At 69.7% G+C, this 11997-nt stretch carries 12 protein-coding genes and 1 pseudogene; 9 read left to right on the top strand and 4 right to left on the bottom strand.

The annotated features are described in order from the left end of the window. Position 1: 1 nt before the first annotated feature. Entirely contained in the window at positions 2–925 is a 924-nt protein-coding gene (locus ACFVWD_RS13160; RefSeq protein ID WP_389595811.1) for an oxygenase MpaB family protein, read from the top strand. A gap of 39 nt (positions 926–964) precedes the next feature. On the opposite strand, the gene ACFVWD_RS13165 is transcribed toward ACFVWD_RS13160, so the two are convergent. Then, positions 965–1972 (bottom strand): 2-hydroxyacid dehydrogenase, encoded by a 1008-nt coding sequence (locus ACFVWD_RS13165; protein WP_389595813.1) that lies wholly within the window; start codon positions 1970–1972, stop codon positions 965–967. 103 nt (positions 1973–2075) lie between these two features. After that, positions 2076–2981: a nitrogen assimilation transcriptional regulator NAC gene (gene nac, locus ACFVWD_RS13170; protein ID WP_389595815.1), complete on the bottom strand. Its 906-nt coding sequence runs from the start codon at positions 2979–2981 to the stop codon at positions 2076–2078. Between the two features lie 322 nt (positions 2982–3303). Here nac and ACFVWD_RS13175 point away from each other — a divergent pair, with 322 nt between their 5' ends. The 7 genes from ACFVWD_RS13175 (at position 3304) to ACFVWD_RS13205 (ending at position 10228) form a co-directional block, all read left to right on the top strand. Further along, positions 3304–4086 carry a LamB/YcsF family protein gene (locus ACFVWD_RS13175; protein ID WP_389595817.1) on the top strand — a complete coding sequence of 261 codons (783 nt, stop codon included), beginning with the start codon at positions 3304–3306 and terminating at the stop codon, positions 4084–4086. Between the two features lies 1 nt (position 4087). Further along, positions 4088–4801: an allophanate hydrolase subunit 1 gene (locus tag ACFVWD_RS13180; RefSeq protein ID WP_389595818.1), complete on the top strand. Its 714-nt coding sequence runs from the start codon at positions 4088–4090 to the stop codon at positions 4799–4801. After that, entirely contained in the window at positions 4794–5780 is a 987-nt protein-coding gene (locus ACFVWD_RS13185; protein ID WP_389595820.1) for a biotin-dependent carboxyltransferase family protein, read from the top strand. Before ACFVWD_RS13180 ends, ACFVWD_RS13185 begins: the two co-directional genes overlap by 8 nt. Positions 5781–6154: 374 nt before the next feature. Continuing rightward, positions 6155–7465, top strand: a complete 1311-nt coding sequence (locus ACFVWD_RS13190; RefSeq protein ID WP_389595822.1) for an MFS transporter — start codon at positions 6155–6157, stop codon at positions 7463–7465. A 62-nt stretch (positions 7466–7527) separates the two neighbouring features. After that, positions 7528–8271, top strand: coding sequence for an SDR family oxidoreductase (locus ACFVWD_RS13195; RefSeq protein ID WP_389595824.1), 744 nt, complete (start codon positions 7528–7530; stop codon positions 8269–8271). 4 nt (positions 8272–8275) lie between these two features. Continuing rightward, on the top strand, positions 8276–9535 hold the full coding sequence (locus tag ACFVWD_RS13200; protein ID WP_389595825.1) for an aspartate transaminase: 1260 nt from the start codon (positions 8276–8278) through the stop codon (positions 9533–9535). 18 nt (positions 9536–9553) lie between these two features. Beyond that, on the top strand, positions 9554–10228 hold the full coding sequence (locus ACFVWD_RS13205; RefSeq protein ID WP_389595826.1) for a 4-carboxy-4-hydroxy-2-oxoadipate aldolase/oxaloacetate decarboxylase: 675 nt from the start codon (positions 9554–9556) through the stop codon (positions 10226–10228). Between the two features lie 120 nt (positions 10229–10348). Here the strand turns inward: ACFVWD_RS13205 and ACFVWD_RS13210 are convergent. Together ACFVWD_RS13210 and ACFVWD_RS13215 are read right to left on the bottom strand one after the other, a co-directional pair. Beyond that, positions 10349–10489: pseudogene (locus ACFVWD_RS13210) on the bottom strand (transcriptional regulator); the annotation flags it as partial. 195 nt (positions 10490–10684) lie between these two features. Beyond that, a complete protein-coding gene (locus tag ACFVWD_RS13215) occupies positions 10685–11365 on the bottom strand; it encodes a GntR family transcriptional regulator (RefSeq protein ID WP_389595828.1) in 681 nt (226 codons plus the stop codon). Positions 11366–11460: 95 nt separating this feature from the next. Between ACFVWD_RS13215 and ACFVWD_RS13220 the strand changes: the two genes are divergently transcribed. Beyond that, complete coding sequence (locus ACFVWD_RS13220) at positions 11461–11997, top strand: YbhB/YbcL family Raf kinase inhibitor-like protein (RefSeq protein ID WP_389595830.1); 537 nt, start codon at positions 11461–11463, stop codon at positions 11995–11997.

Raw genomic sequence — 11997 nt, forward strand, 5'->3', positions numbered from 1 at the left:
CATGGACAGAGGCCGGTCGGCGTCCGAACCGCTCGGCCCCTCGTCACTGGCCTGGCGCTACTTCAGCGACTGGCGGGGCATGCTGGTGGGCCTGTGGGCCGGGTCGATGCAGAACATGCACCCCGGTCTCGGCGCCGGGGTGGAGGAGCACTCGAAGTTCTTCGACGAGCGCTGGGAGCGGCTGTTCCGCTCGCTCTACCCGATAGCCGGAGTGGTGTACGACGGCCCCGACGCGCCCCGTACGGCACGCGCGGTGCGCGACTACCACCTCGGCATCAAGGGTACGGACCGCCACGGCCGCCCCTACCACGCGCTCGACCCGGACACCTTCTTCTGGGCCCACGCGACCTTCGTCATGGTTCCGGTGCTGGTCTGCCGGCACTTCGGCCGTCCGCTGACGGAGGAACAGAAGGAGCAGCTCTACGCCGAGAGCCTGCAGTGGTACCGGCTGTACGGGGTGAGCGACCGCCCGGCCCCGACGGACTGGCGCGGCTTCTGCGCCTACTTCGACCGGATGTGTGCCGAGGTGCTGGAGGACAACTGGGCGACACGAGCCGTTCTGGACCTCGGACGCATCGGCAAGCCACCGGCGATGGGGTGGTTGCCGGACGCCCTGTGGAGGGTGATCCGCGCCCCGCTGACGCGGTCCTTCGTATGGCTCACCGTCGGGATGTACCCGCAGGCGGTGCGGGCCAGGCTGGGGTATCGCTGGTCGCGGCGGAGCGCGCTCGGGCTCTGGCTGCTGGGCCGCGCGGTCGCGCTCGGCTGGCGTCTGGTGCCCTTCGAGCGGCGCTACCACCCGCGCGCCCGGGCCGCCTGGCGACGCGCCCGCGGCCTGTCAGGACCGCCGGTCGAGACACCGCCACGGAACCTGCCTCCGGTCGAACGCCGTGGCGACCCCATGCACTACGCACCGGACGAGTGAGAGCCCGCCACCGACCCGAGGACGGGGGAGCGGGGCGACTCACGAGGGCGCTGCGGCGATGCCTGCGGGGGTGCTCGGCTCGGCCGGACTGCCGGGGAGGGGGGTTCGGGCGGGGTGCTCGGTGAGGACGTCGAGGATGTTGTCGACCGCGAGGTCGACCATGGCGGCCCGAGTGGCCTCGGTGGCCGACCCGATGTGGGGCAGCGTGACCACGTGCTCCTCCGCCACCAGTGGCGACAACTCCGTTCCCATCGGCTCGCGTTCGAAGACGTCGAGCCCGGCGGAGTGCAACCGTCCCTCCCGGACGGCGTGCAGCAGGGCCTCCTCGTCGACGACACCGCCGCGGGAGGTGCTGACGAGTGTGGCCGTGGGCTTCATCGTGGCCAGTTCGCGGGCCGAGATCAGGTGCCGCGTCTCCTCGGTGAGCGGCACGTGCAGCGACACGATGTCGGACTCGGCCAGCAGTGTGGGCATGCCCACCGAGGTCGACAGGTCGTCGTCGGCGGCGTAGGGGTCGTGGTGGAGCACGCGCATGCCGAACCCATGGGCCCGGCGGGCCACCGCGCGCCCGATCTGCCCGTAGCCGATCAGACCGAGGGTGGCTCCGTGGATGTCCAGGCCGAGGTAGTCATGCATCCGGAACAGCTCCCAGGAGCCCTCCGCCAGGCTCGCTGCGGCGGCGCCGAGCCGACGGCGGGCGGTGAGGATCAGCGCGAAGGTGAGGTCGGCGGTGGTCTCCGCGAGCACGCCAGGGGTGTGGGTGACGACGATGCCGCGCTCGGCGGCGGCCGCCCGGTCCACGTTGTCGAATCCCATGCTCGCCAGCGCTATGACGCGCAGCGAGGGGCCCGCCGCGTCCATCAGCGCGCCGTCCACCGGGTCGTTGCCCAGTGCCAGTACGCCGCTCACTCCGGGGGCGAGCGCCGCGAGGTCAGGGGGGCCGGGCTTCCCGGTCCCGGGCCAGGCCACCACGTCCGCCGCCTCGGACAGGCGGGCCAGGCCGCGGCCGGGCAGGTTTTCACGGGTGGCGAGGACACGCGTTTTCATCTGTTTCTCCAGTGGCGAGCCGTGCATTGCCAGACCAGGTGGATCGTTTCGAAAAACGCTAGCCGTGGCGGTCACCGGAAACAAATAGCGGATTTGTTTGACGCTATTGGCGATCCTTATCCTCGATCAGTTCGAGGAACAGATCGTGCACTGCCAATGCCGGCTCCGAGAGAGGCTGATTGTCCGACGTCACCAGGGACAGCTTGACCTGGATCACGGGTTCCACGATGCGGCGCACCGACAGCGAGCGGACGTCGAGGATGGCGCGCGCCGCCGACCAGGGCAGGACCGTGGCGCCGAGACCCGCGTCCACGGCGTTGACGAGCGTCAGCGCGGATTCGACCTCGCCCACCACGTTCAGCTGGAGCGACGCCTGCTGGAAGGCGGCGTCCACGACCTGCCGGATCGTGTGGATACGGCTGGGGAGCAGCAGGGGCACGCTCGTGAGTTCCTCCAGGTTCACCTCGCCCTGTCCCGGCGGGGCCGCTTCGCCCGGTGCGCCGATCAGGAACAGGTCCTCCGTACGTACCGGCTCGAACTGCACACCCCGCAGCGGGCCGGCCCCGTAGATGAACGCCATGTCCATCCGGCCCGTCATGATCGCTTCGCTGATCACGCCACCGAAGTTCTCGTTGATGTGCAGCAGGATGTCCGGGTAGCGCTCGCGCACGCTCTTGAGGAGCGGCAACGCGAGCGCCGCGCCCAGGCTGTACGGCGCGAGGCCCACCGACACGCTGCCGGCGGGAGCCCGGCCGGAGACCTCGACGGCGGCGTGCGCGAGGTCCACCTGGCGGAGGATCAACTGGGCGTGCCGGTACAGTGCCCGGCCCGCCTCGGTCGGGGCGACCCCGCGTTTGCTGCGGATCAGCAGCTGTTGCCCGAACTGCGCCTCCAGTGCGGACAGTTGCTGGCTGAGCGCGGGCTGTGCGATGTGCAGGATGTCGGCCGCGCGCGTGATGCTCCCAGCGTCGATGATCTTGATGAACGAATACAGACGCCTGGTGTCCATGCGGGGGGCCTTCCACGGGGAGCGGAGCCTCATCGTAGGGAGGGGCCACCCCGAAGCACAGCCCCGGCGAGCCCCGGGTGTAAGGCGGGTCATAGCCGTTCGCAATAACGCCAGACCGAACGCATATTGGCGGTCACGCGAGCAGGGGATTAAGTTGAGCCGAACATCCAGCCGGAACCGCCCGACAAGGTCGAAGCAAGTCGACACCCAGGGATTCCTTCTGCTCGCGATCACATTTTGTGTCGGAGAAAAGAAGAACCTTTCCGGCTATCACGAAGACGTGATGACATCTCCTTTCCAGCATTCTCTCCCGGAGGACGTCATGACCCCCATGGTTGATCTCGTCGCCGATCTCGGCGAGGGATTCGGCGCCTACACGATGGGCGACGACGAAGCCCTTCTGGAGATGCTCACCTCCGCCAATGTGGCCTGCGGGTTCCATGCCGGTGATCCGCGCATCATGGACGCCACCGTTCGGACGTGCGTGGAGAAGCAGGTGGCCGTGGGCGCTCACCCGAGCTTCCCCGACCTGGTCGGCTTCGGCCGCCGCGCGATGGACCTCACTGCTGAGGAGGTCCGTACGGACGTGCTGTACCAGATCGGCGCCCTCCAGGCGTTCGCCGTCGCGCACGGCACCCGGGTGCACCACGTCGCCCCGCACGGACGCCTGGGCAACCTGGTCGCCGTACGCGCCGACTACGCCCGTGCCGTCGTGGACGCGGTCGCCGCCCTGGACGAGTCGCTGATCGTCCTCGCGCAGGACGGCGAGCTCGCCGACGCGGCCCTCGCCCGCGGACTGCGCGTGGGCATCGTCGGCATCGCCGACCGCGCATACCGCGCCGACGGGACCCTCGTCCCCCGCTCCGAGCCCGGAGCGGTGATCCACGACCCGGACGAGGTGGCCCGGCGCACCCTGCGGATGGTCACCGAAGGCGTTCTCCGCAGCGTCGACGGAACGGACGTCCAAGTAGCCTGCGACACCGTCCTGCTGCACGGCGACAGCCCCGGAGCGATCGCACTGGCCGGCCGTGTCCGCGAGCAACTCCTCGCCGCAGGTGTCGAGATCACCTCTCTCGACAAAGTACTGAGCGGCAAGGGCGTCTGACATGAACGGCAACGTCACGATCACGGACTGCGGCGACTCCGCCCTGGTCGCCAAGGCCGTGGGCCTGGACGCCGAAGCCGCCTGGCGGCTCGTCCACGCCCTGGCCGATGCCCTGGACACCGTCCGACTCACCGGTGTCCACGACGTGGTGCCCACCTATGACGCCCTGCTCGTGGAGTTCGACTGCGCCGCCACCGACCACGACTCCGTCAGGCGCGTCCTGGCGCACGAGGCCGCCCGCCTCGGACCGCACCCCGCGCTGACGACACCTCCGCGCCGCTTCGTCGTACCCGTCGTCTACGGCGGCGAGTACGGGCCCGATCTGCCCGAGGTGGCCGCCCAACTCGGCCTGGTGGAAGGCGAGGTCGTCGCCCTCCACTCCGGGTCCGATCTCACCGTACGCTGCCTCGGCGCGCCCGCTGGGGCGCCGATGATGGACGGGCCGCCCTTCCCGGGGCCGGTGCCGCGGCTGCCGTCGCCCCGCACCCGTGTCGATCCCGGCTCGGTCGCCGTCGCCAGCCGGCAGGCGGTCATCTGTCCGATGCCCTCGCCCGGTGGCTGGCCGCTCCTCGGTCGCACTCCCGTGCGCGTCCTCGACCTGCACCGCGACCCGATCACCGCCTACCAGCCCGGCGACACCTTCCGATTCCTCCCCATCACACCCCGACAGTGGGACGAGTACGCCGACATGACTCTGGCGGACTGCCATGGCTGACACCCTCACGATCCGCACCGCGGGCATCGTCACCGTGCAGGATCTGGGCCGAATCGGCCGTTCCCGCTACGGTCTGCCGGCGAACGGAGCCGCCGACCAGCACTCGGCGCGCGTCGCCAACGTCCTGTGCGGCAACGACGAGCGCGCCCCGCTGCTGGAGATCACCGCTCTCGACTTCGCGTGCGTCCCCTCCGGCGACATCCTCCTCGCCGTGACCGGCGCCCCCGCCGACGTGACCGTCGACGGAACGGTCCGCCCGCAGTGGGAACCGGTCCCTGTGCGCGCCGGCGAGATCGTCCGGATCACCGGTATCCGGCAGGGGCTGCGCGTCTACCTGGCCGTACTCGGCTCGTTCGAAGCGGACTGTCTTCAGGGCAGTTGCGCCCCCGACACCATCCTGGGATTCGGCCCCACCCTGCGCAACGGCGACGAACTCGTCCTCCGCACGGCCTGCCCGCCCATCGACCACCCCTTTTCGCGGATCCCGCTGTTCCGCCTGCACGCACCCGTCCCCCCGTTCCCCACCACCTGGACCATCGACGTCACCGACGGCCCCGATCGGGCCGAGTTCGCAGACACGGGAAGCCGCCTGTTCGACGCCCCCTTCACCGTCACCCCGCGGAGCAACCACATCGGCCTGCGGCTGCAGGGAGAGGTGCCCCGCCGAATGACCGAGGGCGAGATGCTCTCCCGCGGTGTCCCCATCGGCGCCGTCGAAGTACCGGCAGGGGACGAACTCCTCGTACTGCACCGGGGCCGCGGTGTCACGGCCGGCTACCCCGTCCTCGCCGTCGTCACCGCCACCGGTCTGTCCGCCCTGGGGCAGGTACGCCCCGGCCAGACCATCCGCTTCCGCCACCGCACCCTCGACCAGGCGGTCACCGCCCACCGCTCGCAACGCAACGCCGTCGACGCCCTGAGAACCAGGGTCCGTACGGCCTTCGGGGCCCTGCGCATCCGCGCCCCCGCCGACAGCTGACTCCCCGCACGGCACCCGCTCAGCAGCCCCCTCTGCTCACCCGCACGAATCCCGCTCGCACGAAGCCCGCCTGCACGAGTCCCGCTCGCACCAAGCCCGCTCGCACCAAGCTCACCCGCACGATCCCGCTCGCACGAATCCCGCCTGCACGATCCCGCTCGCACGAATCCCGCCTGCACGATCCCGCTCGCACGAATCCCGCCTGCACGATCCCGCTCGCACGAATCCCGCCTGCACGAAACCGCTCGCACGAAGCTCACCCGCACGAAACCGCTCGCACCAAGCCCGCCCGCACGAAACCGCTCGCACCAAGCCCGCCCGCACGGAGCCGTAACGCCCCTCATCCCACGCCTGCTGCTCAGACAGGAGACGCCATGAGTACCGTGGCCGCTCAGCCAGTCCCCAACACCGTCGATCCCAGAACAGCCCGCAAGGTCACCCTCGCGGGATGCGTCGGGATCTTCGCCGAGCTCTACGACAACGGCATCTTCGGCTTCATGGCCGGATCGCTCGCCGCCGTCTTCTTCCCCGGCTCCGACAACGCCGTGCAGCTCGTCTTCCTCGGTTACGCCGTCTCCTTCTTCTTCCGCCCCCTCGGCGCCGTCATCTGCGGCCACCTCGGCGACCGCATCGGACGCCGGCGGATGCTGGTCTTCGTCATCCTGCTGATCAGCGCCGCCACCGCGGCCATCGGCGTGCTGCCCACCCACGCGAGCATCGGTGTCGCGGCGCCCGCCCTGCTGATCCTGCTGCGCGTCGCGCAGGGCTTCTCCGTCGGCGGTGAGGCGTCCGGCGCCATGAGCTTCCTCGCCGAGCACGCCCCGGAGGGCAAGCGCGGCCTCTACACCAGCTACGCGCAGATCGCGTCCTTCCTCGCTCTGCTCACCGGCACGCTCGTCGCCGCCGCCATGACCAGCGGCCTCGGATCCGCCCGCATGGAGTCCTGGGGCTGGCGCATCCCGTTCCTGCTCGCCGTCCCGCTCGGCATCGCCGGCATCTACATCCGCAAGCGCATCAGCGACACGCCCAACTTCACGCGCCTGAAGGAAGAAGACGGCCTGTCCAAGAACCCCCTCAAGGAGGCGTTCAGCTCCGCCGAGCACCGGCGCGCCATGCTGCTGGCCCTGTTCATCCCTCTGATGAACGGCTCCGGCTACTACGTCCTGTTCAGCTACATGCCCACCTTCATGAGCAGCGAGCTGGACTTCGGCAAGGTCCAGGGCCTCCTCGTCACCGCCTCCAGCCTGGTCGCGATCTGTATCGCCATCCCCTACATGGGCCGTCTCTCCGACCGCATCGGGCGCAAGAAGGTCCTCGCCGGAGCCGCCATCGCCATGGCCGTCGTCGGCATCCCCTGTTACCTCCTGATCGGCACCGGCAACGTCGCCCTCGCCGTCATCGGCGCCTGCATCATGGCGGTCGTGTTCGCCGGCCACACGGGCGTCATCCACATCCTGCTCGTCGAACTCTTCCCGACCCGTGTGCGCTACTCCGCCTACGGCCTGGGCTACAACGTCTCCTCCGCACTCTTCGGCGGCACGGCCCCCCTGCTGATGACCTACCTCATCGACCGCACGGGCAACGTCAACATGCCGGCCTTCTACGCCGTCGTCACCGCCCTCGGCACGCTCATCGCCGTGTCCCGTGTGCAGGACAGGGCCCACCTCCCACTGCGCGACGCCTGACGGACACGGACATCGGCACCCGCGCGCCCCCCACCACCGAGCACATCAAGGAGCACATCAGCATGCCCATCTCCGACTACAGGACGGCCCTCGTCACCGGAGCGTCGACCGGCATCGGAGCCGTGGTCGTCGAGCGACTCGCCAAGCGCGGCCTCGAAGTCCACGCCGTGGCCCGCAACGCCGAACGGCTCGACGCCCTCGCCGACGCCACCGGCTGCATCCCCCACGCAGTCGACATCACCGACACCGAGGCCCTCACCACCGTCCTCGACGGCCTGGAGATCGACGTCCTCGTCAACAACGCGGGCGTCTCACGCACCGGCAACATCCTGACCGCCGACGAGTTCGCCGTCGACGAGCAGATCGCCGTCAACATCCAGGCCGTCCTGCACCTGGTCCGCCTGCTCATGCCCGGCATGGTCGAGCGCGACCTTGGCCACATCGTCAACATCAGCTCGATCGCCGGCGTCTACAACTTCGGCGGCAACACGATCTACCACGCCACCAAGGCCGCCGTGCACACCCTCTCCCGCCAACTGCGCGTCGACGGCTACGGCCGCCGCGTGCGCGTCAGCGAGATCTGCCCGGGCCGCGTGGAGACGGAGATCTTCGGCCGCCTGCTCGGCGACATGGAGGCCGCCCAGCGCGAGTACTACGACGGCTACGAGTCCCTCAAGCCCGAGGACATCGCCGACGCCATCGAGTTCGCCGTCGACTCGCCCCGGCACGTCAACATCGGCCACATCGAGATCCTGCCCACCTTCCAGGTGCCCGGCGGCCTCAACTTCGAGCGCAGGGAGGGCTGATCACATGAACACGACAGAGCGCGTGAACAACGGAGAGCGCATGAACACCGCACAGCGCGTACGGCGTATCAAGCCCTCGCCCAGCACGGCGGCGGCGCAGCGCGTGCGCGAACTCAAGAGCCAGGGGCTCACCATCCTCGACCTGACCGTGGGCGAGCCCGACTTCGACACCCCCGACCACGTCAAGGCCGCCGCGATCCGGGCGATCGAGGCGGGCGAGACCAAGTACACCCCGGTGAACGGCACTCCGGCCCTGCGCGCCGCGATCACGGGGAAACTCCGCGAGCGCCACGGCCTGGAGTTCACCGACGAGCGGATCACCGTCGGCGGTGGCGCCAAACAGGTCATCTTCCTCGCCCTGATGGCCACCCTGGACGAGGGCGACGAGGTCATCGTCCCCGCCCCGTACTGGGTGTCGTACCCCGACATGGTCCGCGCCAACGACGGCACGCCGATCATCGTCGACTGCCCGGAGGCGGAAGGCTTCAAGCTGACCCCGGAGCGGCTCGCGGCGGCGATCACCGAGCGCACGCGCTGGGTCGTCCTCAACACCCCCGGAAACCCGACCGGATCCGCCTACACCACCGTCGAACTGCGCGCGCTGGTGGAGGTGTTGCTGGAACACCCCGACGTCCGCGTCCTCACCGACGAGATCTACGACGAGATCTGGTACGGCGACGAGGACGCCCCGTCCCTCGCGGCCGTCGAACCCCGCCTGGCCCACCGGGTGTTCCTCACCAACGGCGTCTCCAAGACGTACGCGATGACCGGCTGGCGCATCGGGTACGGGGTCGGCCCGGCGGACCTGGTGACCGCGATCAACACGCTCCAGTCCCAGACCTCTTCCTGTCCCTCCTCCGTGAGCCAGGCCGCCGCTGCCGCCGCGCTCACGGGACCGCAGGCCTTCGTCAAGGACACCGTGCGCGTCTACCGCGCCCGCCGCGACGAGACCGTGAAGCTCATCAACGACGTTCCTCGGCTCAGTTGCACCGTCCCGGACGGCGGCTTCTACCTCCTCGTCAACTGCCAGGAAACCATTGGCCAGTTCACACCGGACGGAACCCGGATCGAGAACGACGAGGACTTCGCCCGCTACCTCCTCGACAGCCGGCAGGTGGCGGTGATCCACGGGACCGCGTACGGCGCACCCGGCTACTTCCGTATCTCGTTCGCCACGTCGACGGATGTCCTCACCGAGGCGTGCGAACGCATCGCTGTGGCCTGCGCAGTACTGACCCCCGCCCAGACCGAGCCCTCCGCCTGATTCATTCGAAAGGTCATCATGATCCGCGTCAGCACCAAGTTCGAGCGGCCGGAGCCCGCCGTGGTCAAGCAACTGAGCGCCTTCTCCTCGGCGACCATCCACGAGGCACAGGGCCGACTCGGGGCGCTGGACTCGGCCATCAAGCCGGTCGACCACAGCATGTCCCTGTGCGGCCCCGCCTTCACCGTCCAGTGCGCACCGCGCGACAACCTGATGCTGCAGACCGCCATCGCCTACGCCCGCCCGGGGGACGTCGTGGTCGTGTCCGCCGGCGCCTACGAGGAGGCGGGCTCCTTCGGAGACGTGCTCGCCAACGCCTGCCAGGCGAAGGGCCTCGGCGGCCTGATCACCGACACGGGTGTCCGGGACACCGAGGACCTGCGCGCCCTGGGATTCCCGGTCTTCTCCCGCAGTGTGTCCATCAAGGGCACGGTCAAGGAGACCGTCGGACCGATGTGCGAACCGGTCACGGTCGGCGGAGTGCTCGTCCGCCCCGGCGATGTGATGCGGGCCGACGCCGACGGTGTGGTCGTCGTCCGCCGCGAGGACGCCGCCGAGGCGGTCGCCGCCTCACAGGAGCGGGTCGACGTCGAGGCGGGGTACATCGCCGCGTATCGGGCGGGCAGGACGGTCGTCGACATCTGCAATCTCGCGCCGCTTCTCGCGGCGAAGGGGCTGGTGATCGAGGACTAGCCACATTGCACAGGGCGATACCGGGCGACCCCGGTGACGCGTGCGTCAGGAGGTCGGATCGATCAGGCCGGGAACCCCGAAAGACTCGGCGCTCACGGAGTGACGCCGGTCAGAACCGCCTCAATGGTTGACGTCCATGCACTGTGCGCCGACGACCGACAGCAGCCGTAGCGCCTCTTCGGAGGGCGAGCCTGGGACCGCGGCGCAGATCACGACCTGCTGGTCGCGGTCGGCGATGTCGAGGACGTCGCGGTTGACGGTGGCGCGCAGCCGCTGCGTCGGAGAAGTCCCCATCAGGGCCGCCGCCAGATCGTTCCAGGCGAGTACCTCGCAGGTCACGGACGTTAATGTTGCCGCGGCCCGCGGTTCGGCTGCTCATCGGCACGCTGCTGGAGTTCGGGAAAGTGGATCGCCCATCAGGGCGCACTCCACCTCGTCACGATCCTCAGCCGGGCTTCACGCGTGCGGCTCGGTGTCCAGGACCATGCCTGACGTGGAGCCGATCAGGCGGCGCAGGATGGCGTCGGCCCGCTCACTGTCGCGGGCCATGACCGCGTCGAGCAGGTCGCGGTGTTCTTTGTGGACCGCCTGGTCGGTCCAGTGGTGCGCGTCTGCCGGTGTGGGCCGGCTCCACCGCCGGTACAGTTCGGCCTCTTCCCTCAAGGAAGCGGCCAGGTCGCGTAGCCGGGGATTGGCGCAGCCGGCCAGGAGCGCGGTGTGGAAGTCGGCGTGGGCGATCAGCCAGTCCTCGCCGGGCTGGTCCCCGTCGCCGCGTGGGGTCTGCTCGAAAGTGTGGTGGGCGGCCAGCACTTGGGCCTGCCATGCGAGGCCGCCCTCGCTGATGGCGCGGCTCAGGGCGAGGGACTCGATCTCGATGCGGGTGTCGGTCAGGTCGGCCAGCCCGCGAGCGGTCACGTCGGTGACCTGGAAACCGTGATGCGCCTCGGAGCTGACCAGGTGCTTGGCGACCAGTTTGAGCAGAGCTTCGCGTACGGCGCCGGTGCTCACGCCGTATCGCTCGCTGAGCTCGGGGAACTTCAATCGCTGGCCGGGCCGGAGCCGGCCGCCCAGGATGTCGGCCCGAATGCGGTCTTGCACCGCCTCGCTGCGGGTCTGCTGCCCGGCTCCTCTTGCCACGAGACGGATCCTACAACATTTGACAGCTGGCGTGACTTTTAAAAGTGTGGTTCATTGTTGAAAGTCAGGAAGCGTCTGGCTCGATGGGAGACCCGATGACCAGTCCGTACGACACCATGCCCGCCGTTCCCGAGTTCGCCGTCACGAGCGCGGACGTCACCGACGGGGCACCGTTGCCGGCGGCGCACTTCGCCGCCATGAGCGGCGCCGCCGGGGCCGAGGACCGCTCCCCGCAGCTGTCGTGGGGCGGCTTCCCGGCCGCCACCCGCAGCTTCGTCGTCACGATGTACGACCCGGACGCCCCGACCCCGTCCGGTTTCTGGCACTGGGCGGTGGCCGACATCGCCGCCGACGTGACGTCCCTCGACGCCGGCGCCGGCACCCCCGGCAACGGCGGCCTGCCGGACGGCGCTTTCCACGTCTCGAACGATGTTCGCGCCACCGCCTACGTCGGAGCCGCACCGCCGCCGGGAACCGGCAAGCACCGCTACTACATCGCCGTCAGCGCACTCGACGTACCGTCCGTGACGGCCCTTGGGATAACCCCGGACTCGACCCCGGCCGCCCTCAGCTTCTTCATCCTCCAGCACACGCTCGCCCGCGCCGTCCTCGTGCCGTGGGCCGGCGAGTGA

The organism is Streptomyces sp. NPDC058086 (genome assembly GCF_042885015.1).
Lineage (GTDB): Bacteria > Actinomycetota > Actinomycetes > Streptomycetales > Streptomycetaceae > Streptomyces.